Below are 25,369 nucleotides of genomic sequence, written 5' to 3'. Positions count from 1 at the left end.
GCCACGGAGAGGGAGCCCGATATAGTGGCAGCGCACCTACCCGGCCCGCGATCATCGAGATCGCGGGCCGCATCAGGGGAGGGGGCCCCGCCCGGGGCCGCAGGGGAGAGCCGGCGCTGGTCGGCCCGACAGCGCGTACGACCCTCAGCCGCGCCCGCCGCCGGCCGGGGGCCCGCGTGCCGTGGAGGAGGATCGGTGTCGCGTCGGCAGGCTCGGGCAGAGCAACCGCGGGACACCGGTGACGAGACTCCCGGCAACCAGGTGCTCACCCTGCCCAACCTGATCAGCTTCGGCCGGCTGCTGGGCGTGCCGCTCTTCCTCTACCTGTTCCTGGTGGCGCGGGCCGACGTGGCGGCGGTCGTGGTGCTGGCCATCGGCGGCACCACCGACTGGGTCGATGGCTGGATCGCCCGCCGCCTGCACCAGGTCAGCCGCCTGGGCGAGCTGCTCGACCCGCTCGCCGACCGGCTCTACATCCTCGCCACCCTGGTCGCCTTCACCGCGCGGGAGGTGGTGCCGTGGCAGTTCACCGCGGCGCTGCTGGCCCGTGAGGTCCTCCTGCTGGCCTCGCTGGCGGTGCTGCGTCGCTACGGGTACGGGCCGCCGCCGGTGCACTACGTGGGCAAGACCGCCACGTTCCTGCTGCTCGCGGCGTTCCCGGTGCTGTTGTTGGCGAGCGCGGCGAGCGACGTGGCGACGGCGGCGAGCGCCATCGGTTGGGCGTTGGCCTGGTGGGGGCTGGTCCTGTACTGGGTGGCCGGCGGGATGTACGTCGTGCAGGCGGCTCGGCTGGTGCGCGCGGCGCGGGGCCCGGGAGCGGCGGCGTGAGCGCGCCTCGGCTGGGAAAGCCCGGCCAGGACCGGGTGTACGCGCCGGATTTCCTCACCGAACTGTTTCGCAACCCGCTGGATCCGGGGTACGCGGACGCGGCTGCCGCCCGTCGACGCTCGGTGGAGTCGGCTCCGGCGCGCGGGTGGCGGGCCTTGCCGGCCCGGTCGGTGAGCCTGGTCGTGGTGGTGATGCTCGGTTTCCTGTTCGCTGTCGCGTACCGGCAGACGATGGCGGACGAGCCGGGGCGGAGCCAGGCCCGTTCGGGTCTGGTGGCGCAGATCAAGGAGCGGGAGAGCCAGACCGATCGGTTGTCCACGCAGGCGGACCAGCTGCGCGAGGAGGTCAGTCGGCAGCGGGACGCGGCGTTGAGCGGGTCGGCCGCCGCCCGGTTGCGCAACCTGGAGGCGAGCACCGGGCTGGGTCGGGTGCGCGGTGATGGTGTGGTGGTGCGGTTGGCGGATGCGCCGGACAAGGCGGATGCGGTCACCGGTGCCGGCGCTGGGCCGCCGCGGGTGCTCTACAGCGACCTGCAGGGTGTGGCGAACGCGTTGTGGAGTGCTGGCGCGGAGGCGATCGCCATCAACGGGCAGCGGTTGACGTCGACGTCGACGATCCGGTCGGCGGGTGAGGCGATGCTGGTGGATTTCCGGCCGGTGACCGGGCCGTACGAGGTGTCGGCGATCGGGCCGGGTTCGATGCGGCGCAAGTTCGAGGACAGCCGCAACGCGGCGCTGATGCGGAAGGTCGCGCAGGGGACGGGGTTGTCGTTCGGTGTGCGAGAGGCGGATGACCTCACCCTGCCGGCGGCGCCGGAGCCGCAGCTACGCTACGCCAAGCCGTCGGTCAGTCCGAGCCCTTCCGCGTCGGGTGTCCGTTCCGGCAGTCCCGGGTCGTCCGGTCCGGGGACGACTGTGAGCCCCTCCGGAGGTGGCCGATGATCGCGGTGTTGGCGTTGCTCGCCGGTGTGGTGCTGGGCGTGTGGCTTGATCCCACGGTGCCGGCGGCGTTGCAGCCGTACCTGCCGATCGCGGTGGTGGCCGCGTTGGACGCGGTGTTCGGTGGGGTGCGGGCGCGGTTGGACCGCATCTTCGACGACAAGCAGTTCGTGGTGTCGTTCATTTCCAACGTGCTGGTGGCTGGTCTGATCGTGTATCTGGGTGACCAGTTGGGGGTGGGTGGGCAGTTGTCCACGGGTGTGGTCGTTGTGTTGGGTGTGCGTATCTTCGGCAACGTGGCGGCGATCCGTCGGCACCTGTTCCGGGCGTAGGTTGGGTTGCGATGAGTGACGAGCAGACCGACACGGGGACCGGGTGGCCGCAGCCGGCGGGTCCGGTGCGGCCGGGTGGGCCGGCGGGTGAGCCGGATCCGCGGCCGGATGCGCCGGATCCGGATGAGTTGAGTCCGTTGGCGCCGCAGGGGCCGGCGCAGCCGTCGGATGACGAGCCGGTGGCGGTGCCGGGTGTGGAGCCGGTCGACGATGGTGCGACGGTGGACCTGAACGCGGTGTCGCGGTCGGGGGAGCGGCCGGTCGCGGGTTCTGACGGGTTGGCGGAGCCGGTGCAGGAGTCGGCGGCGCCGGTGGTGGCTGGTCGGTCCCGGTGGAGTGCGGCCGGGGTGATGATCGCCGCGCTGTTGGCGTTGCTGGGGTTCACGTTGGTCGTGCAGTTGAAGACGACGTCGACGGATCCGACGCTGGGGGCGACCCGGCAGGAGGACCTGGTCCGGATCCTGTCGGATCTGGATGCGCGGGAGAACCGCCTGCAGCAGGACATCCGGGCTCTGGAGGACAGTCAGCGGCAGTTGCGTTCGGGTGAGCAGGGTCGTCAGGCGGCGTTGGACGAGGCGACGCGGCGGGCGGACGAGTTGGGCATCCTGGCGGGGACGTTGCCGGCGGTGGGTCCCGGGTTGACTGTGCAGTTCGAGGCGGGTGTGGAGGCGATCTCGGCGAACCGGGTGTTGGACGCGGTGCAGGAGCTGCGTGGTGCGGGCGCCGAGGCGATGCAGATTTCCGGTGGGGATCGGGCGACGGTGCGGATCATCGCGTCGACGTACTTCCTCGATGACAACGGGTCGTTGATGGTGGAGGGGCGTCGGTTGTCGGGGCCGTACACGATCACGGTGATCGGTGATCCGGCGACGATGCGTACGGCGTTGAACATTCCTGGTGGGGTGGTGGCGTCGGTCCGGGGTGCCGGCGGTAACGTGACGTTTGGGGAGCGTGAGGTTGCCGAGGTTTCGGCGCTGCACGTGCCGATCAAGTTGGAACACGCCCGTCCGGTCTCCTGACCGGCGCGGCCGCGCCGGACCCGGGTGGTCCGGGGCACCGATGGATGAAGGACGCGTCTGGTGATTCCCGAGGATCTGCGATACACCGCTGAGCATGAGTGGGTGGCGGGTGACGGCACGGCTTCGGTCCGGGTCGGCATCACCCACTTCGCGCAGGACGCGCTCGGTGACATCGTGTACGTGCAGTTGCCCGAGGCGGGTGCGGTGGTCGCGGCCGGTGACTCGTTGGGTGAGATCGAGTCGACCAAGAGTGTGTCGGAGATCTACGCGCCGGTGGCCGGTACGGTGGCGGCGCGCAACGACGCGTTGGCTGACACTCCTGAGCTGATCAATACTGATCCGTACGGTGAGGGTTGGTTGGTGGAGATCACGCCGAATGATCCGACTGCGACTGATGGGTTGCTGACGGCGGCCGCGTATCAGAAGATCACCGAAGGCTGAGTGTGCTTGATCCGGTGCGTGGGATGTCTGCGCGCGTCCGGTTGCCCTGCATTTCGGCGCTGGCTAGGCTCGCCCAGTCGACCGAGAACCCAATAGTTGAGCGTTGCGGAATTGCCTTCCCGGGCACGGGGAGCCAGCCGCCGGGTGTTCAAGTGCCCGGCGGCCAGACCCGCCATTACCCGACGCCGACCGAACAGATCCGTGAGGTGGTCCCATGACGCGGCCAGACGACGAGTTCCCCCCACTCGACGTCACTTCGACGCTCAATCTCGGTTCGCTCGACGAAGTGCTGGAGGGGCCGGATACCGATGTGGTGCCGAGCCGGATGTCCGGTTCGTTGCCGCCGGGTATGGCGCTGCTGGTGGTTCGTCGAGGTCCGAATGCGGGCGCCCGGTTCTTGTTGGACCACGATGTGACGACCAGTGGCCGGCACCCGGACAGTGACATCTTCCTGGATGACGTGACGGTGTCGCGTCGGCATGCGGAGTTCCACCGTGATGGTGGGACGTTCACGGTGCGGGACGTGGGCAGCCTGAATGGCACGTACGTCAATCGTGAGCGGGTTGAGGCGGCCACGTTGAGCAATGGTGACGAGGTCCAGATCGGTAAGTTCCGGGTGGTGTTCATCGCCGGTCCGCGCCCGGAGGAGGAGGCCGGCCGGGGGTGAACGAGCCTGCGGCCTCCATGTCACCCGGGGCGGCTCGGTCTGAGCCGCTGATGAGCATCGGTGAGGTGCTTGGGCAGTTGCGGGTGGATTTTCCGGATACCACGATTTCGAAGCTGCGGTTTCTTGAGGCCGAGGGTTTGGTCGAGCCGCAGCGGACGGCGGCGGGTTACCGGAAGTACAGCTGGGACGATGTGGCGCGGTTGCGGTTCGTGTTGACCGCGCAGCGGGACAAGTACCTGCCGTTGCGGGTGATCCGGGAGCAGTTGGCCCAGTGGGATTCGTCCGGTGAGCAGCCGGGGCGGTCGCGGCCGGCGTTGGTGGCGGTTGGTCCCGATGGTGCGGTGCCGGGTCGTGAGTTGGCGGAGCCGGCCGAGTCGTCGCAGGTGCGGCTCGGCCGGGCGGATCTGGTGGCGCGCAGTGGGGTTGACGAGTCGACGTTGGTGGAGTTGGAGCGGCTCGGTGTGCTGGTGTCGGATCCGCCGGGTTGGTATGACGCGGATGCTCTGATCATCGCGTCGGCGGTGGCGGGGTTGGCGGCGTACGGGTTGGAGCCGCGGCACCTGCGGGGTTACCGGACGGCGGCGGACCGGGAGGTCGGTTTGTTCGCGCAGTTGGTGGCCCCGTTGGCGCGGCAGAGTGATCCGGCGGCGCGGGCGCGGGCGGCGGAGACGGCGCGGGAGTTGGTGGCGTTGTCGGAGCAGTTGCACGCGGCGTTGGTGCGGGTGGGGCTGCGGTCGACGTTGGGTCGGTGAGGGTGCCCGGTGGGTGGTGGCTGAGCGGAAAGATCTCTTCCGGGAAGCGTGCCGTAGGCTTGCCGGGGTAACCCCTTTTCGGCGCGGGCGTGGTGCTGTAGCGCATGGGACGGCCGTGTTGCGGTCCGTGTACCGTGCAGGGAAGGGCGCGGTGCGGCGTAGGTGACAACGACACGGAGGCGGCGGTGCGCGAGCTGAGCGTGGTCGGAGTTCGGGTGGAGCTGCCCAGCAACCAGCCGATCGTCCTGCTCAGGGAGGTCGAGGGGGACCGGTATCTGCCGATCTGGATCGGCGCGGTCGAGGCGACGGCTATCGCTTATGAGCAGCAGGGGGTCAAGCCGGCCCGGCCGTTGACGCATGATCTTCTGCGGGATGTGTTGGCGGCGTTGAAGGCGCCCTTGCAGGCGGTGGAGATCACCGAGCTGAAGGAGAACGTCTTCTACGCGGATCTGTTGATCGGTGATGGGGTGCGGGTGTCGGCGCGGCCGAGCGATTCGATCGCGTTGGCGTTGCGGGTTGGTGCGCCGATTCGTTGTGCGGAGCAGGTCCTCAGCGAGGCGGGGATCGTTATCCCTGATGAGCAGGAGGACGAGGTGGAGAAGTTCCGCGAGTTCCTGGAGCAGGTGCGTCCGGAGGATTTCGCGGGCTGAGGTGTGCCTGGGCTCGGTTGGTGATCTTTCTCGGTGGCTGCGCGGCGTGTCGCGTCGGTTCCTCCGTGGTAACCCCTGACGGTGGCGATAGGGTTTCCATGTCGAGGGGTGCGCGTCCCGGAAACGATGCGTCGCCACACTGACGGGGAGGTTGTCCGGATGCACGAGCCGCGGGATTCCGATCCGGGTGCAGAGTTCGACGAGTCGGGTGCCTCGTCGCCAGGTGTGGCGGCTGAGGGTGACGGTTCGGTTGGCTACCGGGGTGTGACGGCCTGCCACGCGGTGGGCATCAGTTACCGGCAGTTGGATTACTGGGCGCGGACGACGCTTGTGGTGCCGAGCGTTCGTGACGCTTCGGGTTCGGGGACGCAGCGGTTGTATTCGTTCCGGGACTTGGTGGTGTTGAAGGTCGTGAAGCGGTTGTTGGATGCGGGGGTGTCCCTGCAGAACATCCGTAAGGCGATCGAGGCGTTGCGGTCGCGTGGTGTGGAGGATCTGGCGGGGATCACCTTGATCTCGGATGGGACGACGGTGTACGAGTGCCGGTCTCCGGAGGAGGTGGTCGACCTGTTGCAGGGTGGCCAGGGGGTCTTCGGGATCGCGATCGGTGGGGCTTTCAAGGAGATCCAGGGGTCGTTGTCGCATCTGCCGGCGGAGCCGGCGACGAGTGGCCCGGTGGAGCCGTCGGTGGTGTCGGGCCCGGATCCGGTGGGTGACGAGTTGGCGGCGCGGCGAGCGCGTCGGCGCGCCGGCTGACGGTTCGGTCTTTCGGTTTTTTTCCGGTTGTTTTCTCGCGACCGTCGGTGACGGTGGCGGGGGTCTGTCGGCCGTGTCGGTCCATTGTGGATACCGTGGGTGTCGTGTCGGTGGCCCATTGTGGAGATACCCATCGGTAGTGGTGACGCACCGTGTCGGCGTGTTGTCGGGAATCCGATAAGGGGGCGCTGACCGGGGGCGGTTGACACGCTATGGTCCCTCACGGTTCTGGACCCTTCACCCCCCGGAAGGAACGACCGTGACGGTTACGGAAGAGACTGCTCCCGCCTCGCACTACGACCGCATTGGCGGTGCCAGTTCGGTCAAGGCGGCGGTTGAGCTGTTCTATGACAAGGTGCTCGCGGACCCGGAGTTGGCGGGCTATTTCGTCGGCGTGGACATGGCGGGTCAGCGGCGGCATCTGGCGTTGATGTTGACGGTGGTGCTGGGTGGCCCGAACGAGTACACGGGTCGTGGGTTGGCCGAGGCGCACCAGCCGTTGAACATCACTGTGGGGCACTTCGCGAAGGTGGGCGAGCACCTGACGGTGACGCTGACCGAGCTGGGGGTGCCGGCGGACATCATCGCCGAGGTGCAGACAGTGTTGGGGCAGGTGCAGGACCAGGTGGTGGCTGCCGGGAACAGGTCGGGCGTCTGAGCGTGGACGCGGCTCGCCTCAAGCAGAGCTGGTCGGTGGTCGCCGGTCACGGCGACCAGGTGCCGCTCTACTTCTACTCGACGTTGTTCCTCGCCCATCCCGAGACGCGGCAGATGTTCCCCACGAACATGGCTGGTCAGCGGGACCGCCTCGTGACCGCGTTGGGTCACATCGTGTCCAACGTGGACCAGGTGGATCGGTTGGTGGGTTTCCTGCAGGATCTCGGCGCGGATCACCGCAAGTTCGCGGTCCGCGCGGAGCACTATCCGGCGGTCGGTGAGGCGCTGGTGGCGACGTTGCAGCATTTCCTCGCCGAGCAGTGGACCGACGAGTTGGCTGCGGACTGGACGGCCGCGTACGGGTTGGTCGCCCAGGTGATGATGGAGGCCGCGCAGGCCGCTGAGTCGGTCAATCCGCCGTGGTGGGTGGCGGAGATCGTGGCGCATGAGCGGCGGGCGTTCGACGTGGCGGTGGTGACGGTGCGTCCGCAGTATCTGTTGCCGTTCACGCCGGGTCAGTCGATCGGGGTGTCGCACCCGTCGGTGCGGTCGTGGCGGTACTACTCGCCGGCGAACGCGCCGCGGGCGGACGGCACGTTGGAGTTGCATGTGCGGGCCGCGCCGGGTGGCGCGGTGTCGTCGCGGCTGGTGTACGGGTCGGCGGTGGGGGATCGGATCCACCTGGCGGCGCCGGTGGGGGACCGGTTGGGGTTGTGGTCGGCGGGCTCCAGTGACCTGTTGCTGTTGGTGTCGGGTACCGGCTGGGCGCCGGTGAAGGCGTTGGTGGAGCAGGTGGCCGCGGAGGGTTCTCGTCGGCGGGTGGACCTGTACGTGGGGGCCCGGTCCCGTAGCGAGTTCTACGACAGCGATGCGATTGACAAGTTGGCGTCGTCGTGTCCGTGGTTGACGGTGACGTACGTGGTCGGTGCCGACGTGCACCGGCCGGGGGAGTTCGTGCAGGCGGTGGACCGGGCGTTGGCCGACGGTGACTGGCGGTCCCGGCACGTGTTCGTGTGTGGGTCGGACGAGATGGTGTCGCACGCGGTGCGGACGTTGGTGCAGGCGGGTTACCACGAGGGTCAGGTGCACCACGAGGGCCTGGGCGCGCAGTGGTACGGCCCGGCGTGGCGGACGGCGGTGCAGCAGTCGGCTGCGGGTGACACCTCGGGAGGTGGGCACAGGTGAGTGCGACGCCGATCAGTCGGTATGACGGGATGCAGGTTTCCGGCGGTGTGCAGGTGCGGATGACCGCCGATCGGGTTCGGCGGTGGGAGTTCGGTGCGGCGTCGTTCGCCCGGCGTGGTTACGACAACGCTGACGTGGACCGGTTCCGGGTGCAGGTCGCTGACGAGTTGGACCTGTTGGCGACGCAGATCGCGACGTTACGGGCGGAGAACGAGCGGCTGACCGACCGGGTGGAGTTGCACCGGCACGGGGTGATTCCGAGTACGGGGGCGGCGGCGAAGGTCCCGGCGGCGCGGGAGGTGAATCTGCTGTCGGCGGCGCAGCGGGAGGCCGAGCAGATCATCGCGCAGGCCCATGACTATGCGCGTCGGGTCGCCGAGTACGCCCGGGTGCAGTACGAGAGTTACCTGCACGCGGCGGAGGCGGAGGCGAAACAGGAGGCGGAGCGGGCGGTGGCGGAGTACCGCAGCGCGGCGGGGTCGAGCTTCGACGACACGGTGGCGACCCGGGAGGCGTTGCGGATCTTCGGCGAGATGATGGTGTCGCACATGCAGGCGGCGGCGCGGCATCTCGACGACGGCAGTGAGCAGTTGGCGCGCACGATGGATCGGATCGCGGCGGAGACGCCGGGGGCGCCGTTCGTGGGTGGCGTGGTGGGTCAGTCGGCGTTGCCTCGGCATCAGCAGCGCTGAGTCGCCGGGTGGGGTGCGCTGACGTGGACGCCACCCGGCGCGTTGGCGGCGGTGGCATAGTCGAAGGGGTCAGGCGGGGCTGACCCGTGGCCCGCCCCTGGGAGAGGCGCCGTCGTGTCGGTATCACCGTCCCCATCCGGCGGGTCAGCGGATCCGCTGGCCGCGTTGGAGGCGTCGGCGTGGGCGCTGGCGGCCGCGGTCGGCACCATGAGTGACGCCCTGTCGGCTCCGCTGTCCGAGGTCCTCGCGGCGTCGCCGCACCGCAGCGCGGTGCTGGAGGCCGCCGGTCTGTTGTCCTGGGACGGCGGGACGCCGGTCGCGCACCCGTCGCTGGTGCCTGCCGACGGGCCGACGGGGCGCAGCGCGGTGCAGGCGCGGTTGAGTTCGCTGCGGCAGGCGGTCGCCGCGGCGGCGCAGGAGCCCTCCGGTGGGGGTGGGGTCGGCTGGGCGCAGGTGGACGACGAGGTGTTGTTGCATCAGGGTCGGGCGTCGGCGGCGACCGGTCGGGCGTTGGCGACCCGGGTGGTGCCCGAGTTGGCGGGGCTGGCGGAGCGCTTGGACGCGGCGGACGCCCGGGTGCTGGACGTGGGCACCGGAGTGGCGGGGTTGGCTGTCGCCCTGGCCCGCGCGTTGCCCCGGGTGTCGGTGGTGGGTATCGACGTCCTGCAACGCGCGTTGGACCTCGCGGTCGGGGAGTTGGCCGAGGCCCGCGATGTCGCGGATCGGATCACGCTGCGCCTTCAGGACGTCGCGGAGGTCGCCGAGCCGGGCGGGTACGACCTGGTCTGGGTGCCGGCGCCGTTTCTTCCCCAGCAGACGTTGGCGCTCGCGCTGCCCCGGTTGGTGCAGGCGCTGCGACCTGGTGGTTGGCTGGTGGCTGGCACCAATCCGCCGGCGGGGGATCCGTTGCGGGCGGCCGTCGACCGGTGGAACGCCGTGCGCAACGGCGGCAACGCCTTCGACGCCGACCGGATGGCGGAGGTGCTGGCGGGGGCCGGGTTGGGTGACGTTCGGCGTTTTCCGACAGTCCCCGGCGGGCCGGTGTTGGTGGCCGCGCACCGCCCGGGCGGTTGAGGGCGACCGGCGGTGCGGCGGGTGGTCAGCTGAGCCGTTGTTCGAGGTGGAAGGTGACCTCGGTGCCGGCGGCGCTCTTACCGATGGTCTTGCACAGGGCGGCGCGGATGGGCAGCCAGTGAGGGCCGGCGCCGGAGGGCATGAGGGTGGCGTTGAACGGGTGCCCGTCGATGGTGCCGGTGACCTTGACGGCGCGTCGGGTGCCGAGCAGGTCCGCGGAGTCGGGCACTGTCACGTAGGTGGCGAACGCGCCGTCTTTCTCGATGGGTGCGGTGAAGCGGTAGTCCAGTGGTTGCGGGTCCATGGGTTCTCTCCTCGGCGCGGCGGGTCGGTCAGCGGGCGGCGGCGCGGATGGCCTCGGCGATCGGGGTGGGCCCGTCGACGAGCTCCAGTGTCGCGCCGGTGCTGCGCGGCTCGTCGAGCAGCGCGGCGAGGACGTGGGCGACGTCGGTGCGGCTGATCGCGCCACTGCCGGCGTGGGGGGTGAGGGTGACCCGCCCGATGGGTGGGTCGTCGGTGAGCCGGCCGGGTCGCAGCACCGTCCAGGCCAGGTCGCGGCCGCGCAGGTCGTCCTCGGCGGCGCGTTTGGCGCGCAGGTACGCCGCCCACACGTCGTCGGTGCCGGGGGCGGGTGGTGTGTCCACGCCCATGGAGGAGACGAGCAGGTAGCGGTGGACGCCGGCGCGGGTGGCGGCGTCGGCGAGCAGCGCGGCGGCGGCCCGGTCGACGCTGTCCTTGCGGGCGGCGCCGCTGCCGGGGCCGGCGCCCGCGGCGAAGACCACCGCGTCGGCGCCGTGCAGGTGTTCGGCCACCTGTTCTGGCGGGGTGTGTTCCAGGTCGCAGACGACGGGGGTGGCGCCGGCGGCGCGCAGCGTCGCGGTCTGCTCGGGGTTGCGGATGAGGCCGGCGGCGCGCAGCGTCGCGGTCTGCTCGGGGTTGCGGATGAGGCCGACGGCGGTGTCGCCGCGCCCGACGAGGTGGCGTTGCAACAGTAGGGCGATCTTGCCGTGGCCTCCGGCGATGACGACGCGCATGCGCCCAACCTACCGGCGCCGTGGGTGCGGGCGGCGTCACCGGCTTGACCTTGACCTTCGGGTAACCCTGAGCCTGGTGGGTGCCGGTCGCCGTGACCGGCGCGAGGAGGATGTCGACGTGGGGCTGATGACCATCGGGGCGTTCGCCCGGGCGGCGAGGCTGACGCCGAAGGCGTTGCGCCTGTACGACCAGGTGGGGCTGCTGGTGCCGGCCGCTGTCGATCCGGAGTCCGGTTACCGGCTCTACGACCCGGTTCAGCTGCCGGTGGCGCGGCTGGTCGCCCAGTTGCGTCGGCTCGGTATGCCGCTGGCGACGATCCGGGTCGTGTGCGGCCTGGAGCCGGCGGCGGCGGCTGAGGCGGTCACCGCGTACTGGCGGCAGGTCAGCGCCGACACCGCGGCCCGCGCCCGGCTCGCCACCCTCCTCGTGGACCACCTGTCTGAAGGGGGCGCCACCATGTCTGACCCGAATCCCACAGTTGTCGTCCGCTGCGCCGCCGGTGGGGACACCGGCCTGGTGCGCGACAGCAACGAGGACACCGCGTACGCCGACGAGCGGTTGCTCGCCGTGGCCGACGGTATGCGGGGGCCCGGCGGCGCGGCCGCCAGCGCCGCCGCCGTTGACGCCCTGAAGCCGTTGACGTTGGCCGACGTGCCGGCGACCGACCTGCTGACGATGTTGGCGGGCGCGGTGAGCGACGCCGACCGCGCCGTGCACGCGTTGGCCACCGACACCGACCAGCCGGTCACCACGTTGACCGCGCTGCTGCTCAGCGGGTCCCGGCTGGCGTTGGTGCACGTCGGTGACACCCGGGCCTACCTGCTGCGCGGCGGTGAGCTGTCGCTGCTCACGCAGGACCACACGTGGGTGCAGGCCCAGGTCGATCAGGGCCGGCTCGACCGGGACCAGGCCGCGACGCATCCGCAGCGCGCGGTGCTGGTGCGTGCCCTCGGTGGCGGCCGGCAGGTCGAGGCGGACCTGGCGCTGCGGAGGGCGTTGCCGGGTGACCGGTACCTGTTGTGCTCCGACGGGCTGTCCGCGGTCGTCGGCCGGGCCGAGTTGGGGTCGGCGTTGGCCGTGACGGCCGATCCCGGGGACACGGTGCGGGCGCTGATCGATCTGGCGCGGGCCGAGGGCGCGCCGGACAACATCGCCTGCGTCGTCGCCGACGTCGTCGCGGTATAGCGGTCGGCGGGGCCCCGCGCCGGGTGGGGCCGCCACCCGGGGCGGGGCTCGGCGTTGGCGAGCCGGTTGAGGCAGCATGGAGAGGTGATGGAGAGCTTCGACGCGTTGGCCTCACTGGTAGCCGGTGGTGGGGTGGTGGTGCTCAGCGGCGCCGGCCTGTCCACCGAGTCGGGTATTCCGGACTACCGGGGGCCCAGCGGGGTGGCGCGGCGGCACACGCCGATGACCTTCCAGGCGTTCACCCGTGATCCCGTGGCCCGGCGGCGCTACTGGGCGCGCAGTCACCTGGGCTGGCGGTTGATCGCGGGCGCGGCGCCCAACGCCGGGCACCGTGCGGTGGCCGGGCTGCAACACGCCGGGCTGGTCGACACGGTGATCACCCAGAACGTCGACGGTCTGCACGGTGCGGCCGGTAGCCCGTCGGTGATCGAGCTGCACGGCCGCCTCGATGAGGTGACCTGTCTGGACTGCGGCAACCTGACCTCCCGGGAGGAGCTTCACCGGCGGCTGCGCGAGGCCAACCCGGAGTTCGTGGCCCGCGTCGCCGCGATCAACCCGGACGGTGATGTTGATCTCCCTGATGAGCAGGTGGCGGCGTTCCGGCCGGTGGACTGCGGGATCTGCGGCACCGGGATGCTGAAACCGGACGTGGTGTTCTTCGGTGAGACGGTGCCGGCGCAGCGGGTGGCGCGGTGTTTCGCGGCCGTGGAGCAGGCCCGCTCGTTGCTGGTGCTCGGGTCGTCGTTGACGGTGATGTCGGGGCGCCGGTTCGTGATTCGGGCCGCGAAACGGGGCATCCCGGTCGCGATCGTCAACCAGGGGTCGACCCGGGGTGACGGCCACGCCACAGTGTGCGTCGACGCGCCGCTGGGCGCGGTGCTGCCGCAGCTCGCCGCGCGGGTCGCCACTGGAGCCCCACTCAAGGTGTGACGGTGGGGCCCTGAGGGCCCGGGGGTAGGACATCCGCCGGAAACACCGACGCTGGTAGCGTTGAGCGCGCCGGTAACACCCACGTGGGAGAGACCGCCCGACAGCACTCAGGGCGGCGCCGAAGGGGCAAATCCTCCCCGGAACCTCTCAGGCAAAAGGACCTCGTGGGCAGGCACTGTGGAGCGCCCTGTGGGTGCGACAGAGGGGGAGGCCGACACGTCGACCTCGCCCCGGGAGTGCCCCCTATGACCGTAGAGCAGTTCGCCACCCGTCACATCGGTCCCGGCCCCGACGATGAGCGTCGGATGCTGGAGGTCGTCGGGCACGACTCGATCGACGAGCTGATGGACGCCGCGATCCCCGAGGTGATCCGCTGGCACGGCACCCTCGACCTGCCCGACCCGGCCACCGAGGCCGAGACGATCGCCGAGCTGCGGGCCCTCGCGGCGCGCAACACCGTCGCCGTCTCCATGATCGGGTTGGGGTACCACGGCACGCACACCCCGGCCGTGATCCGCCGCAACGTGCTGGAGGACCCGGCCTGGTACACGGCGTACACGCCGTACCAGCCGGAGATCAGCCAGGGCCGCCTCGAGGCGCTGCTGAACTTCCAGACCATGGTCACCGACCTGACCGGGTTGGCCACCGCGAACGCCTCCATGCTCGACGAGGGCACCGCGGCGGCGGAGGCGATGACCCTGGCGCGGCGGGCCTCCAAGAGCAAGAGCCGGGTGTACGTCGTCGACGCCGACGCGTTGCCGCAGACCATCGCCGTGATCACCAGCCGGGCCGAGCCGCTCGGCATCGACGTGCGGGTCCTCGACGTGCAGCGCGACGAGGTGCCGGCGGAGTTCTTCGGCCTGCACCTGCAGTACCCGGGGGCGTCCGGGGCGGTGCGCGACCACGCCGGCCTCGTGGAGACGGCGCACGCCGTCGGCGCCCTCGTGACCGTCGCGGCGGACCTGCTGGCATTGACGCTGCTGCGCGCACCGGGGCAGATCGGCGCGGACATCGCCGCCGGCACCACCCAGCGTTTCGGCGTACCGATGGGCTTCGGTGGGCCGCACGCCGGTTACCTGGCGGTGCGCTCGGGCCTGGAGCGGATGCTGCCCGGACGCCTGGTCGGGGTGTCGCGCGACGCGGACGGCAACCCGGCCTACCGGTTGGCGTTGCAGACCCGTGAGCAGCACATCCGGCGGGAGAAGGCGACCAGCAACATCTGCACCGCGCAGGTGCTGCTCGCGGTGATGGCCGGCATGTACGCCGTGTACCACGGCCCCGACGGGCTGCGGGACATCGCGACGCGTACCCATGCGATGGCGGCCCGGCTCGCGGCCGGGTTGCGCGCCGGTGGGGTGGACGTCGCGGACGTCGCGTTCTTCGACACCGTCACCGCGACCGTGCCGGGCGGTGCGGCGCGGGTCGTCGCGGCCGCCGCGCAGCGGGGTGTCAACCTGCGGCTGGTCGACGCCGACCGGGTGGGGGTGTCCTGCGACGAGACCACTACCGACGCGCACCTGGCGCAGGTGTGGGAGGCGTTCGGGGTGCCCGCGTTCGACGGCGACGCGGACGCGGCCCTGCCTGTCGACCTGCGGCGCGACAGCGACTTCCTCACCCACCCGGTGTTCCGCAGCCACCACTCGGAGACGGCGATGCTGCGCTACCTGCGCCGGTTGTCGGACTTCGACTACGCCCTGGACCGGGGCATGATCCCGCTCGGGTCATGCACGATGAAGCTGAACGCGACGACCGAGATGGAGCCGGTCAGCTGGGCGGAGTTCGCGAACATCCACCCGTTCGCGCCGGACGCGCAGACCGCCGGGTACCGGGAGATGATCGGTCAGCTGGAGTCGTGGCTGGCCGAGGTGACCGGCTACGACGCGGTGAGCGTGCAGCCCAACGCCGGTTCGCAGGGTGAGCTGGCCGGGTTGCTGGCGATCCGCTCGTACCACGCGTCGCGGGGTGAGACGCACCGCGACGTGTGCCTGATCCCGTCGTCGGCGCACGGCACGAACGCGGCGTCGGCGGTGATGGCCGGCATGCGGGTCGTCGTGGTGGCCTGCGACGACGACGGCAACGTCGACCTCGTCGACCTGGACGCGAAGATCGAGAAGCACCGCGACGCGCTCGCCGCGATCATGGTGACGTACCCGTCCACGCACGGCGTGTACGAGACGGGCATCGCGTCGCTGTGCGCGAAGGTCCACGACGCCGGCGGTCAGGTGTACGTCGACGGGGCGAACCTCAACGCCCTGGTCGGGTTCGCCAAGCCCGGCAAGTTCGGCGCGGACGTGTCGCACCTGAACCTGCACAAGACGTTCTGCATCCCGCACGGCGGCGGTGGCCCCGGGGTGGGCCCGGTGGCGGTCCGCGCGCACCTGGCGCCGTTCCTGCCCGGTGACCCGCTGGGCGCCCACGTCGACGCCACGCCGGCGATCTCGGCGGCGAAGTACGGGTCGGCGGGGATCCTGCCGATCCCGTGGGCGTACCTGCGGATGATGGGCGCCGAGGGCCTGACCCGGGCCACCGGTGTGGCGGTCCTCGCGGCGAACTACGTGGCGGCGCGGCTGCGGGGGCACTTCCCGGTGCTGTACGCCGGCAACAAGGGCCTGGTGGCCCACGAGTGCATCCTCGACCTGCGGCCGTTGACGAAGGCGACCGGGGTGAGCGTCGACGACGTGGCGAAGCGGCTGATCGACTACGGCTTCCACGCGCCCACGATGTCGTTCCCGGTGGCGGGGACGCTGATGGTGGAGCCGACCGAGAGCGAGGACCTGGCCGAGCTGGACCGGTTCTGCGACGCGATGATCGCGATCCGCGCGGAGATCGAGCAGGTGGGTTCCGGGGCGTGGCCGCTCGGGGACAACCCCCTGGGCAACGCGCCGCACACCGCGGCGATGGTCAGCGGTGACGAGTGGTCGCACGCGTACCCGCGGTCGGTGGGCGCGTACCCGGCCGGGGTGGACCGGGCCGGCAAGTACTGGCCGCCGGTGCGGCGCATCGACGGCGCGTACGGCGACCGGAACCTGGTCTGCTCGTGCCCGTCGCCGGAGGCGTTCGAGGACTGACGACGGCGCGCCGGGGCGGGCGGTACGGCCTGCCCCGGCAGCCGCTGCGACCTGGGCGGGGACGTCCCTTACCGGGGGACTAGCCTGGGTCGACGGCGGCTAAACGGTGACGCTGAGTGGTCGGTCAGGCCACGAGGGCGTGGCGGGCGGGGCCGCGGTGCGGTGCGATGCTGCTGCCGTCGGGAAGCAGCTCGCCGGTGTCCTCGAAGACGATCACACCGTTGCAGAGCAGGCTCCAGCCCTGCTCACGGAAGCAGGCGAGGACCCGCGCGGCTTCCCGGTCGGTAGCTTCAGCGGAGGGGCAGGTCGGTTGGTGCTGGCACATCGGGTTCTCCGGACTGTGGGGGCACTGTGTCATGGTTCACATGACCAGTGACGCACAGTACCAAGCGAAAGTGTCCAGCATCGAGCAGGTGCCCGCCTGGTGCACGGGAAATCCACTGAACGGATGAGGAAGGTTGGACCGTACGGCGTGGAAACGCTCCCACACGTGGATGCCGCAGACAGCGGCCCGGCTATGGATGCCGCGGACAGCGGCCCGGCTACGTGGGCCGCGGACCGCGGCCCGGTGGCTTCGGCCGCCTATCGCGGCCCGGCGGCATCGATCGATGTACCCGCCGCGCCGGCCGCCTGCCGGGGCGCGCTGACCGAACGCGCCCGCCTGCACTGGTCCCGCGGAGACGGCGGCGACCCCGCGGCCCTCGCCGAGGAGTTCCTCGCCGCCCACGGCCTGCCCCTGCACGACCTGACCCGACCCGCCACCGGCCAGCACGGCACCGGGGTCTGCGGCGCGGCGCTGTACCTGTCCGCCGCCGCCGGGGCGCTGCTGGCCGGCGCACCCACCGGGGCGCCGGAGCCCGCGCCGACCCTGCCCGACCTCGCCGTCGTCGTCTACCAGCACGGCCCCACCCGGGTCACCCGGCCCGGCGCAGGGCCGCCGTGGTGGCTCGGCGAGTGGGCCGAGAGCTGGACCCCCGATCAGCACGCCGCCGCCGTCGACGCGGTCCGCGCCGCCATCGGCCGCGGCGACGTCTACCAGAGCAACATCGTCGGCCACGCCGCCGCCCCCTACACCGGCGACCCGCTGCCGGCCCTGCGCCGCCTCGGCGCGCTCCCCGGCGCCCGCTACGGCGGCGTCCTCACCGGCGACGGCTGGGCCATCGGCTGCGCCTCCCCGGAAACCCTCGTCGAGGTCACCGACGGGCAGGTGATCACCCGACCGATCAAGGGCACCCGCCCGGCCACCGCCACCGGCCGCGCCGAACTGCTCACCAGCGCGAAGGAACGCGCCGAACACATCATGATCGTCGACCTGGAACGCAACGACCTCGCCCGCATCGCCCGCACCGGCACCGTCACCGTCGACGAGTTGTTCGCCGTGCGCCGCTGGTGCGACCTGTGGCAAGCCGAGTCGACAGTCCGCGCCGCCGCCGCCGACGGCCTCGGCCTCGCCGACCTGCTGCGCGCCACCTGCCCCGGCGGCTCCGTCACCGGCGCCCCGAAACTCGCCGCCCTGACCCAGATCAGCGCCCTCGAACCGGTCGGGCGGGGCGCCAGCATGGGTGCGCTGGGCTGGGTCGCCCCGGGCCACGTCGACCTGGGCCTGACCATCCGCACCGCCGCCGCCGACGGCCAGCGGTTGCACACCTGGGCCGGCGGCGGCATCACCTGGGACAGCGACGCACGCGCCGAGGTCGCCGAGGCCGCCGCGAAGACCACCCCGGTCCGCGCCACCCTGGCCGGGCGCTGACCGCGGCACCGCACGGCGATACGCTGAACCCCATGACCATGCGGCCCATCCGGATCATCGGCGACCCAGTCCTGCGCACCGGATGCGAACCGGTCACCACCTTCGACGCCGAGCTGCGGGCCCTCGTCACCGACCTGATGGACACCCTGCTCGGCGCCCCCGGCCGCGCCGGCGTCGCCGCACCGCAGATCGGCGTCAGCGCCCAGGTGTTCGTCTACGACGCCGACGGGCACCGCGGCCACCTCATCAACCCCACCCTGGAGCTGTCCGACGAGCTGCAGGACGACGAGGAGGGCTGCCTGTCCATTCCCGGGCTGTACTTCCCGACCGTGCGGGCCCTGCACGCCACCGCCCACGGCGTCGACCAGCACGGCGAGCCGCTGACCATCGCCGGCAGCGGATTCCTGGCCCGCGCCCTGCAACACGAGACCGACCACCTCAACGGGCGGCTCTACGTCGACACCCTGCGCGGCGACACCCGCCGCCGGGCCCTGCGCGAGATCCGCGCCGGGCGCTTCGACTCACCCAGCCGCCGCGGCTAGCTCACCCACTGGTCGTGGCCCAGCTTCGCGACCAGGGCCACCACCACGACCAGCAACACCACCCGCACGAACCCGGAACCGCGGCGCAACGCCATCCGCGCCCCCAGCACCGCGCCGGCGATGTTGCACACCGCCATGCCCGCGCCCAGCAACCACCACACGTGCCCGGTCACCCCGAACACCACCAACGCGCCCAGGTTCGTCCCCGCGTTGACGACCTTCGCCATCGCCGAGCCGTGCACGAAATCCGCGCCCACCAGGGCGGTGAACGCCAACACCAGGAACGTGCCGGTGCCCGGACCGATCAACCCGTCGTACAGGGCGATCCCCACCCCGGCCACCGCGATCACCATCGCCACCCGCAGCGGGGTGCGCTTCGCCGGCACCGCCACCACCCCCATCCGGGGACGCAGCAGCACGAACACCGCCACCGACACCAGCACCACCAGCACGACCGGTCGGTACGCCGACGCCGGGACCGCCCCGGCCAGCGCCGCGCCCACACCCGCGCTGAGCACCGCGAACCCCGCCGCCGGGCCCGCCACCCGCCAGTCGACTGTCGTCCTGCGGGCGTACGTCGCCGCCGCCGTGGCCGTACCGAAGATCGCGGCCAACTTGTTCGTGCCCAACGCGGTGGCCACCGGCAACCCCGGGGCGGCCACCAACAACGCCGGCAGCAGCAACAACCCGCCACCACCGACCACGGCATCGACCCACCCGGCCATCGCGGCGGCGGCCAGCAGGGTACTCAGCGTCACGGCGTCCACGGGCAGCAAGTCTGCCCACCCGACGCGCCCCGGCGGCACCCGAGTGGCCAGCCTCACCCGGTCACCGACCCCGCGTACGCCGCAACCACACCCCCAACGCTCCGACCGCCACGAACACCAGCATCGAACACAGCAAGACCTTCACCACCGGGCAACCATGCCACGGGCACGTAAGGTGCAGGAGTGCGCCTGGCCACCTTCAACCTGCTGCACGGACGGTCCCTCACCGACGGGCTCGTCGACTCCGACCGACTCGCCGCCGCCATCGGCGCCCTCGACGCCGACGTGCTCGCCCTTCAGGAGGTCGACCGCGACCAACGCCGCAGCGGCCACCTCGACCTCACCGCCATCGCCGCCCGCGCCCTCGGCGCACCGCATCACCGCTTCGCCGCCGCCGTCGTCGGCACCCCCGGCGAACAGTTCCGCCCCCTGCGCCACGACGACGACGGCCACGGCGAACCCTGCTACGGCATCGGGCTGATCAGCCGACACCCCGTACGCAGCTGGCAGGTCACCCGACTCAAGCCGGCGCCGGTGCGCTCACCGGTCTACGTGCCCGGCCCCCGCGGCGGCCTGATCCTGCTGCACGACGAACCCCGCGTGGTCCTCGCCGCCGTCCTGGACACCCCGCACGGCCCCCTCACCGTCGCCGCGACCCACCTGTCCTTCGTGCCCGGCTGGAACGCCCGCCAACTACGTCAGACCGTCCGTGCCCTGCGCGCGCTACCCGGGCCCCGCGTCCTGCTCGGCGACCTCAACCTGCCCGCCGGCGCGGCCCGGCTCATCTCCGGCTGGCACCCCCTGGGCCGCCGCCCCACCTACCCGTCCGGGCAGCCCCGCGTCCAACTCGACCACATCCTCGCCGACCGGCACGCCCTCGACCAGCTCCCACCCGTACGCGCTGTCACCGCACCGGCTTCCACCATCTCCGACCACCGCCCCCTGCTGGTCGACCTCGGCTGAACATCATCGCCCAACCGGCCGCATCGCGGCTCACGAATGTCTAGGGTGGGCTCGCCGACACCACGCTGTCGCGCCATCGCCACCCCCGACACCACAGGGAGCTGACCATGAGCGACACGCCGGACACGATCGTCCTCATCCACGGGTTCTGGGTCACCCCCCGCAGCTGGGAACACTGGGTCACCCACTACCAGGACAAGGGCTTGCGGGTGCTCACTCCCACGTACCCCGGGCTGGAAGGCGAGGTCGAGGCGATCAACGCCGACCCCAGCCCGCTGGAGACGCTGACCGCACCACAGATCATCGCGCACCTCTCCGCAGTGCTCGACGCGCTGCCCAAACCACCCATCCTCATGGGCCACTCCGCCGGCGGGGCGTTCACCCAGGTGCTGCTCGACCGCGGCTACGGCACCAGCGCCGTCGTGCTCAACTCGGCACCCACCGAAGGCGTCCGGAACATCCCCTTCTCGCAGCTGCGCTCCACCTTCCCGGTGCTGCGCAACCCCGCCAACCGGCACCGGGCCGTCGGGTTCACCTTCGAACAGTGGAACTACGCGTTCACCAACACCTTCGACGAGCAGACCGCCCGCGCCCTGTATGAGCGCTACGCCATCCCCGCCGCCGGCGGCATCCTCTGGGACAGCGTCCTGGCCAACCTGCTGCCCGGCCCCCAGGACATCGCCGTCAACTACCACAACGACCAGCGCGCGCCGCTGCTGTTCATCTCCGGCTCGGAAGACCACATCATGCCGCCCAGCGTGCAACGCGCCAACGCCGCTCACTACAAGGGCGACACCCTCACCGAGGTCGAGCTCTTCGAGGGGTACGCGCACCTGCTGCCCGCCCAGCAGGGCTGGCAGCGCATCGCCGACGTCGCCCTCGACTGGGCCCTGCGCCACGCCCGCTGACCGCGACGCCTCACCGCGCCGACCGTTCGGCCTGCCGCTGCCCCGGCTTCCTGAACCGGGGCATCCCCGCGCCCCGGACACCGCGCCTTCCTGAAAGCCGAGTCGATCAAGGTCGGCGGGGGAGCGGACCGCCAAGTCGCAAGATTCCCTCAAGATCATTGCATCGACGGACTTCGACAACCATGCTGGTCGACACGCGCCACGATCAACTCGTCGGAGGCCACATGAGACGCCAGCGACCCACCCTCATCGCCGTGTCCACCCTCATCGCCGTCACCCTCACCACCGCAGCCACCCCCGCCAACGCCCACAACGCCGCACCACCCGACCAGGTCACCGCCCTCACCGCCCACCAGGCCGACGGATACACCACCCTCGCCTGGCAACCCGTCGACGGCGCCACCGACTACCAGATCGAACGCACCCCCGTCGACGCCGACAACACCCCCACCGGCACACCCACCATCGTCGGCATCTGGCGACCCAACCGCCAGATCAACCAACAGGCACCCACCTTCGCCGACGCCGGCTACAACCCCGGCGACACCTTCCAATGGCGCGTACGCGCCCGCACCGGCACCACCGAACAGCCCTACTCCGAACCAGTCACCGCCACCACCACCGCACCCTGGGGCAACCCCACCACCCCCGGCGAGCACCTACGCACCGGCTGGGAGACCACCCACGCCGCGCAGTACACCAGCGACACCGACGAGTACGCCTACACCGCCGCCATCGACGCCCTCAGCGACCGCGTACGCGTCGTCGAACTCGGCCGCACCGTCCAGAACCGACCCATCAACATGCTCGTCATCGGCCACCCCACCCCGGCGGCCACCCCGCAAGCCGTCGCCGCCACCGCACCCGTGGCCATCAACTGCAACGTGCACGGCAACGAACCCGGCGACCGCGAAGCCTGCCTCATCATGGCCCGCCAACTCGCCTTCAGCACCGACCCCCGCATCACCGACCTGCTCAGCCACACCACCGTCCTGATCGTCCCCACCATCAACGGAGACGGCCGCGCCAACAACACCCGCGGCAACTCCACCGGCCAGGACCTCAACCGCGACTACTCCCTGATCCGCCAACCCGAGACCACCGCGTACATCACAATGGTCCGCGACTACCGACCCGTCGCCGGCTACGACGGCCACGAGTTCGGCAACTCCCGCGCCGGCGACCTGCCGATGCTGCCCCCACGGCACCAGAACGTCGCCCAACCCATCTTCGACCAGTCCCAGGACATGATCGAAGGCCACATGTACGCCAAAGGCGCCGAAGCCGGCTGGTGGGCCTGCCCCTACGGCTGCGAAGGCGGCGGCAACGTCGGCCTCAGCGAAGAAACCATCCTGCGCAACACCCTCGGACTCAAGAACGTCACCAACTCCCTGCTGGAACTGCGCAGCTCCGGCGGCCAGACCCGCCCCGACGAGGGCAACACCGCCAACAACCGACGCCGCAAGACCTACTCCGCCCTGTGGACGTTCCACCAGTTCCTCGACTACCACCGCGCCGACCGCGCCGACATCCTCAAGGCCCGCAGCGAAGCCATCGAATCCCAAGCCGCCAACACCGGCCGACTCGTCTTCCGCGGCTCCCGCCCCATCCCCGCCCACCCGGCACCGCACCCCGGCGACAGCCCACCACCACTCGACGCGCCCCCCGCCGACCTGATCCTCGACACCCCGCCCTGCGCCTACAAACTCACCGACGCGCAGTACAACGGCGCCCGCACCGACGGACCCGGTGGCATCGGCACCACAGTCGCCCAGCGCATCGCCGCCCACGGCTGGAAGGTCATCACCATCGGCGACGAACACTACGTCCCCCTCAACCAACCCGAACGCGGCCTCATCCCCCTGCTCCTCGACGGCAAGGGCGTGGAGAAGCTGACCGACGGCGAACGCGTCTATCCCACCCTCACCGGCCGCCGCAACGGACCCCTGACCGTCACCGGCTTCACCTGCGCCGACGACGCCACCATCAACGGCCCGGTCACCGTCCGGGCCGGCGCGGCACTCGTCACGACAGCAACGACAATCAGCGGCCCACTCACCGCCACCAGCGCCGCCGGCATCCTGCTCGCCGACAGCACCATCAACGGCCCGGTCCGCATCGCCACCACCGACACGATCTCCATCATCGACGCCACCATCGCCGGCCCCGCCGACCTGTCCGGCAACACCACCGGCACCGACGCACCCGTACTGGCCGGCACCACCATCCGCGGTCCACTCAACTGCACCGCGAACAGCGCCACCCCGACCAACCTCGGCATCGCCAACACCGTGCACGGCCCCCGCACCAGCCAGTGCGCGGCACTGTGACCGACAACTAGCGAGCCATCACGCCGGCGGCGCGGGCCCCACACCCGCGCCGCCCGGCACCTCACCAGCAACCCCCGCACCCGTGGAGGCCGCCGTGTCGCACCCCGCCACCCCACAGCGACAACCCCGACGACCCCACGGCGCTCGGCGCGTCCGACGGACGCTCGGCCTGCTCGTGCCGACCCTGCTGCTCGCCGCCTGCACCGGCAGCCCCGCAGCTCCCCACACGGATGCCGCGCCCGCGAGCACCGCACCCCAGCCCACCGGGCCACTCTGCGCCGCCCTGCCCACCGGCACCGACCCCGGCAACCCGAGCTTCCTCGCCGGGCAACCCGTCGACCAGGCGCTGCGCTGGATCCCCACCCTCACCACGTTCGAAGCGGCAGTGCGCACCAGCGGCGTCCTCACCGACCTGCCTGCCGGCGACGGCGTCACCCTCCTGGCCCCCTCCGACGACGCCTTCGCCGCCACGTTCTCCGAGGACAACTGGGACGACCTCATGACCCACCACACCGACCAGCTCCGCACCCTGCTGAAAGCCCACCTCATCACCGGAGCCCACCCGATCACCGACCTCACCACCGCCGGCACCGCCACCACCCTCGACGGCGTCACCGTCACCGTCACCCGCACCGGGCCCACCGCCCGCCTCGGCGACCGCGCCGACACGGTCTGCGCCGACTACCAGGCCACCAACGCCCGCATCCACATCATCAACGCGGTCCTCGGCCCCCTGCCCGTCACCGCCGACGGCACCGGCCACCGCGCACACTGACCACCCTCACTCCGGCGGCACCAGACCCGCCAGTGCGCGGTTGGTCCGGTTGGCGCGGACCGCGTCACGCTGCTGCCCGGCCGTCACCTCGATGTACGTCTGCGACGACGCCAACGATGCGTGCCCCAACAACCGCATGATCTCCGCCGCGCTCGCACCGTCCTCCGCCAACCGGGTCGCGAAGGTGTGCCGCAGCGCGTGCAGCCGCGCACCACGCGGCACCCGGTCGCCGATGCCGGCCCGCCGGTAACACGACTCGACGAGATACTGCAGGCCACCACGGCGCAACGGCTCACCACGCCGATCCACCAGAAACGGCGAGTCGGGGCGTACCGACCGCGAACCGAAGCGCCGCGCCCGACTGTCCAGGTAGTCCCGCAGCACCCGGTCCAGATCCGCCTCGATCGGCACCACCCGAGGCCGCCCACCCTTGCCCGCCACCTCGACCCGCCGCTCACCGGGCCGACCGCCGAGCGAGTCGACGCGCAACGCCAGCAGCTCCGACAGGCGCAGCCCGGCGCAGAGCGCCACCGCCAACACCGCCAGGTCGCGCTCCGGCCACGGGTCGCGTTGACGACCGTCCTCGCGCGCGGCGGACGCGAGCAGCACCTCGGGGGTGTCCGCGCCGCGCAGCGGCTTCGGCTGGGGGAGTAGCGCCCGAGGCCGCCCGACCGCCGGCATCGGGTTGCCCGCCACGAACCCGTCAGCGACCAGGAACGTGAAGAAACTGTTCCAGGTGGACCAGGCCCGATGCACCGACGCGGGCGCCCGGGGACCGGCGAACCGGGCGAAGGCCGCGCGCATCACCCGGGGGGAGAGGTCGGTGATCGACAGGGCGTCCAGGGGTAGGGGAGGGGCGGCACCTTCCGCGACCAGAGCCGCGACCGTGCGCAGATCCCTGCGGTACGCGGCCAGGGTGTGCGGGGAGGGCTTGCGGGTGGCCCGCGCGATCAGGAACTCCTCGATCAGCATTACGAGCGATTCGTCCTGTTTGTCATGCATAAGGGATATTATGCAGCATTTTCGCGTATCCGGGAAGCGGTGAGCCAGGGGGAGAGGGGGACCTCATCCCGAACCGCCACGAGTACGGCTGGAGCTGACCGAGAAGCACGTAACGTGCGCGGC

At 71.3% G+C, this 25,369-nt stretch carries 27 protein-coding genes and 1 riboswitch; of the genes, 22 read left to right on the top strand and 5 right to left on the bottom strand.

Annotated features, from left to right (window positions below):
* The first annotated feature begins 195 nt into the window (after positions 1 to 195).
* From OG992_RS05050 to OG992_RS04990, 13 genes are all read left to right on the top strand, one after another.
* A complete protein-coding gene (locus OG992_RS05050) occupies positions 196 to 828 on the top strand; it encodes a CDP-alcohol phosphatidyltransferase family protein (protein WP_238685673.1) in 633 nt (210 codons plus the stop codon).
* On the top strand, positions 825 to 1,769 hold the full coding sequence (locus OG992_RS05045; protein WP_266302529.1) for a DUF881 domain-containing protein: 945 nt from the start codon (positions 825 to 827) through the stop codon (positions 1,767 to 1,769). The genes OG992_RS05050 and OG992_RS05045 overlap by 4 nt, the downstream gene beginning before the upstream one ends.
* Entirely contained in the window at positions 1,766 to 2,098 is a 333-nt protein-coding gene (locus OG992_RS05040; protein WP_030327710.1) for a small basic family protein, read from the top strand. Before OG992_RS05045 ends, OG992_RS05040 begins: the two co-directional genes overlap by 4 nt.
* An 11-nt stretch (positions 2,099 to 2,109) precedes the next feature.
* Positions 2,110 to 3,117: a DUF881 domain-containing protein gene (locus tag OG992_RS05035; protein ID WP_266302528.1), complete on the top strand. Its 1,008-nt coding sequence runs from the start codon at positions 2,110 to 2,112 to the stop codon at positions 3,115 to 3,117.
* A 60-nt stretch (positions 3,118 to 3,177) separates the two neighbouring features.
* Complete coding sequence (gene gcvH, locus OG992_RS05030; protein ID WP_091397961.1) at positions 3,178 to 3,558, top strand: glycine cleavage system protein GcvH; 381 nt, start codon at positions 3,178 to 3,180, stop codon at positions 3,556 to 3,558.
* A gap of 214 nt (positions 3,559 to 3,772) precedes the next feature.
* A complete protein-coding gene (locus OG992_RS05025) occupies positions 3,773 to 4,225 on the top strand; it encodes an FHA domain-containing protein (RefSeq protein WP_007071101.1) in 453 nt (150 codons plus the stop codon).
* Positions 4,226 to 4,275: 50 nt separating this feature from the next.
* On the top strand, positions 4,276 to 4,977 hold the full coding sequence (locus OG992_RS05020) for a MerR family transcriptional regulator (protein ID WP_203121165.1): 702 nt from the start codon (positions 4,276 to 4,278) through the stop codon (positions 4,975 to 4,977).
* Between the two features lie 185 nt (positions 4,978 to 5,162).
* Entirely contained in the window at positions 5,163 to 5,627 is a 465-nt protein-coding gene (locus OG992_RS05015; protein ID WP_030327706.1) for a bifunctional nuclease family protein, read from the top strand.
* Between the two features lie 159 nt (positions 5,628 to 5,786).
* Positions 5,787 to 6,383: a MerR family transcriptional regulator gene (locus OG992_RS05010; RefSeq protein WP_238685670.1), complete on the top strand. Its 597-nt coding sequence runs from the start codon at positions 5,787 to 5,789 to the stop codon at positions 6,381 to 6,383.
* Positions 6,384 to 6,642: 259 nt separating this feature from the next.
* Complete coding sequence (locus OG992_RS05005) at positions 6,643 to 7,041, top strand: group 1 truncated hemoglobin (protein WP_266302527.1); 399 nt, start codon at positions 6,643 to 6,645, stop codon at positions 7,039 to 7,041.
* Positions 7,042 to 7,043: 2 nt separating this feature from the next.
* Positions 7,044 to 8,225, top strand: coding sequence for a globin domain-containing protein (locus OG992_RS05000; protein WP_266302526.1), 1,182 nt, complete (start codon positions 7,044 to 7,046; stop codon positions 8,223 to 8,225).
* Positions 8,222 to 8,917 (top strand): DivIVA domain-containing protein, encoded by a 696-nt coding sequence (locus OG992_RS04995; protein WP_266302525.1) that lies wholly within the window; start codon positions 8,222 to 8,224, stop codon positions 8,915 to 8,917. Before OG992_RS05000 ends, OG992_RS04995 begins: the two co-directional genes overlap by 4 nt.
* A gap of 114 nt (positions 8,918 to 9,031) precedes the next feature.
* Entirely contained in the window at positions 9,032 to 9,991 is a 960-nt protein-coding gene (locus OG992_RS04990; protein WP_238685667.1) for a cyclopropane-fatty-acyl-phospholipid synthase family protein, read from the top strand.
* A gap of 25 nt (positions 9,992 to 10,016) precedes the next feature.
* Here the strand turns inward: OG992_RS04990 and OG992_RS04985 are convergent, their stop codons facing one another.
* Both OG992_RS04985 and OG992_RS04980 read right to left on the bottom strand, forming a co-directional pair.
* Positions 10,017 to 10,295: a DUF1905 domain-containing protein gene (locus OG992_RS04985; protein WP_112587027.1), complete on the bottom strand. Its 279-nt coding sequence runs from the start codon at positions 10,293 to 10,295 to the stop codon at positions 10,017 to 10,019.
* Between the two features lie 28 nt (positions 10,296 to 10,323).
* Positions 10,324 to 11,025, bottom strand: coding sequence for an NAD(P)-binding oxidoreductase (locus OG992_RS04980; RefSeq protein WP_266302524.1), 702 nt, complete (start codon positions 11,023 to 11,025; stop codon positions 10,324 to 10,326).
* 118 nt (positions 11,026 to 11,143) lie between these two features.
* Here OG992_RS04980 and OG992_RS04975 point away from each other — a divergent pair, with 118 nt between their 5' ends.
* From OG992_RS04975 to gcvP, 3 genes are all read left to right on the top strand, one after another.
* The gene (locus OG992_RS04975; RefSeq protein WP_266305154.1) at positions 11,144 to 12,211 is read left to right on the top strand and encodes a MerR family transcriptional regulator; all 1,068 of its coding nucleotides are present in this window, start codon (positions 11,144 to 11,146) and stop codon (positions 12,209 to 12,211) included.
* Between the two features lie 87 nt (positions 12,212 to 12,298).
* A complete protein-coding gene (locus OG992_RS04970; RefSeq protein WP_266302523.1) occupies positions 12,299 to 13,141 on the top strand; it encodes an NAD-dependent protein deacetylase in 843 nt (280 codons plus the stop codon).
* 74 nt (positions 13,142 to 13,215) lie between these two features.
* Positions 13,216 to 13,314: riboswitch (glycine riboswitch) on the top strand.
* A gap of 72 nt (positions 13,315 to 13,386) precedes the next feature.
* Entirely contained in the window at positions 13,387 to 16,209 is a 2,823-nt protein-coding gene (gcvP, locus tag OG992_RS04965) for an aminomethyl-transferring glycine dehydrogenase (RefSeq protein ID WP_266302522.1), read from the top strand.
* A gap of 124 nt (positions 16,210 to 16,333) precedes the next feature.
* On the opposite strand, the gene OG992_RS04960 is transcribed toward gcvP, so the two are convergent.
* The gene (locus tag OG992_RS04960) at positions 16,334 to 16,534 is read right to left on the bottom strand and encodes a DUF5999 family protein (protein WP_007460326.1); all 201 of its coding nucleotides are present in this window, start codon (positions 16,532 to 16,534) and stop codon (positions 16,334 to 16,336) included.
* Between the two features lie 279 nt (positions 16,535 to 16,813).
* On the opposite strand from OG992_RS04960, the gene OG992_RS04955 reads away from it, so the two are divergent.
* Together OG992_RS04955 and def are read left to right on the top strand one after the other, a co-directional pair.
* Positions 16,814 to 17,959, top strand: a complete 1,146-nt coding sequence (locus OG992_RS04955; RefSeq protein ID WP_266305153.1) for a chorismate-binding protein — start codon at positions 16,814 to 16,816, stop codon at positions 17,957 to 17,959.
* A 32-nt stretch (positions 17,960 to 17,991) separates the two neighbouring features.
* Positions 17,992 to 18,501 carry a peptide deformylase gene (gene def, locus OG992_RS04950; RefSeq protein WP_238685662.1) on the top strand — a complete coding sequence of 170 codons (510 nt, stop codon included), beginning with the start codon at positions 17,992 to 17,994 and terminating at the stop codon, positions 18,499 to 18,501.
* On the opposite strand, the gene OG992_RS04945 is transcribed toward def, so the two are convergent.
* On the bottom strand, positions 18,498 to 19,268 hold the full coding sequence (locus tag OG992_RS04945) for a TSUP family transporter (protein ID WP_266302521.1): 771 nt from the start codon (positions 19,266 to 19,268) through the stop codon (positions 18,498 to 18,500). The genes def and OG992_RS04945 overlap by 4 nt on opposite strands.
* Before the next feature lie 183 nt (positions 19,269 to 19,451).
* Here OG992_RS04945 and OG992_RS04940 point away from each other — a divergent pair, with 183 nt between their 5' ends.
* From OG992_RS04940 to OG992_RS04925, 4 genes are all read left to right on the top strand, one after another.
* Positions 19,452 to 20,231, top strand: a complete 780-nt coding sequence (locus OG992_RS04940) for an endonuclease/exonuclease/phosphatase family protein (RefSeq protein WP_238685661.1) — start codon at positions 19,452 to 19,454, stop codon at positions 20,229 to 20,231.
* A gap of 107 nt (positions 20,232 to 20,338) precedes the next feature.
* Entirely contained in the window at positions 20,339 to 21,139 is an 801-nt protein-coding gene (locus OG992_RS04935) for an alpha/beta hydrolase (protein ID WP_266302520.1), read from the top strand.
* A gap of 224 nt (positions 21,140 to 21,363) precedes the next feature.
* A complete protein-coding gene (locus OG992_RS04930) occupies positions 21,364 to 23,469 on the top strand; it encodes a M14 family zinc carboxypeptidase (RefSeq protein WP_266302519.1) in 2,106 nt (701 codons plus the stop codon).
* A gap of 94 nt (positions 23,470 to 23,563) precedes the next feature.
* The gene (locus OG992_RS04925; protein ID WP_266302518.1) at positions 23,564 to 24,244 is read left to right on the top strand and encodes a fasciclin domain-containing protein; all 681 of its coding nucleotides are present in this window, start codon (positions 23,564 to 23,566) and stop codon (positions 24,242 to 24,244) included.
* A 6-nt stretch (positions 24,245 to 24,250) separates the two neighbouring features.
* Here the strand turns inward: OG992_RS04925 and OG992_RS04920 are convergent, their stop codons facing one another.
* Positions 24,251 to 25,246: a tyrosine-type recombinase/integrase gene (locus tag OG992_RS04920; protein ID WP_266302517.1), complete on the bottom strand. Its 996-nt coding sequence runs from the start codon at positions 25,244 to 25,246 to the stop codon at positions 24,251 to 24,253.
* Positions 25,247 to 25,369 lie beyond the last annotated feature (123 nt).

Source organism: Micromonospora sp. NBC_00362, from assembly GCF_026342155.1.
In the GTDB taxonomy this organism is placed as follows: Bacteria; Actinomycetota; Actinomycetes; order Mycobacteriales; family Micromonosporaceae; genus Micromonospora; species Micromonospora hortensis.
The sequence above is the reverse complement of the archived record's forward strand: the minus strand, read 5'-3'. Positions and strand labels throughout refer to the sequence as shown.

Coding starts and splice junctions, on each gene's coding strand:
- OG992_RS05025 (WP_007071101.1), top strand. CDS start 3,773: ATGACGCGGCCAGACGACGAGTTCCCCCCACTCGACGTCACTTCGACG.
- OG992_RS05010 (WP_238685670.1), top strand. CDS start 5,787: ATGCACGAGCCGCGGGATTCCGATCCGGGTGCAGAGTTCGACGAGTCG.
- OG992_RS05035 (WP_266302528.1), top strand. CDS start 2,110: ATGAGTGACGAGCAGACCGACACGGGGACCGGGTGGCCGCAGCCGGCG.
- OG992_RS04930 (WP_266302519.1), top strand. CDS start 21,364: ATGAGACGCCAGCGACCCACCCTCATCGCCGTGTCCACCCTCATCGCC.
- OG992_RS05040 (WP_030327710.1), top strand. CDS start 1,766: ATGATCGCGGTGTTGGCGTTGCTCGCCGGTGTGGTGCTGGGCGTGTGG.
- def (WP_238685662.1), top strand. CDS start 17,992: ATGACCATGCGGCCCATCCGGATCATCGGCGACCCAGTCCTGCGCACC.
- OG992_RS04970 (WP_266302523.1), top strand. CDS start 12,299: ATGGAGAGCTTCGACGCGTTGGCCTCACTGGTAGCCGGTGGTGGGGTG.
- OG992_RS04985 (WP_112587027.1), bottom strand. CDS start 10,295: ATGGACCCGCAACCACTGGACTACCGCTTCACCGCACCCATCGAGAAA.
- OG992_RS04960 (WP_007460326.1), bottom strand. CDS start 16,534: ATGTGCCAGCACCAACCGACCTGCCCCTCCGCTGAAGCTACCGACCGG.
- OG992_RS05020 (WP_203121165.1), top strand. CDS start 4,276: ATGAGCATCGGTGAGGTGCTTGGGCAGTTGCGGGTGGATTTTCCGGAT.
- OG992_RS04920 (WP_266302517.1), bottom strand. CDS start 25,246: ATGCATGACAAACAGGACGAATCGCTCGTAATGCTGATCGAGGAGTTC.
- OG992_RS04935 (WP_266302520.1), top strand. CDS start 20,339: ATGAGCGACACGCCGGACACGATCGTCCTCATCCACGGGTTCTGGGTC.
- gcvP (WP_266302522.1), top strand. CDS start 13,387: ATGACCGTAGAGCAGTTCGCCACCCGTCACATCGGTCCCGGCCCCGAC.
- OG992_RS04980 (WP_266302524.1), bottom strand. CDS start 11,025: ATGCGCGTCGTCATCGCCGGAGGCCACGGCAAGATCGCCCTACTGTTG.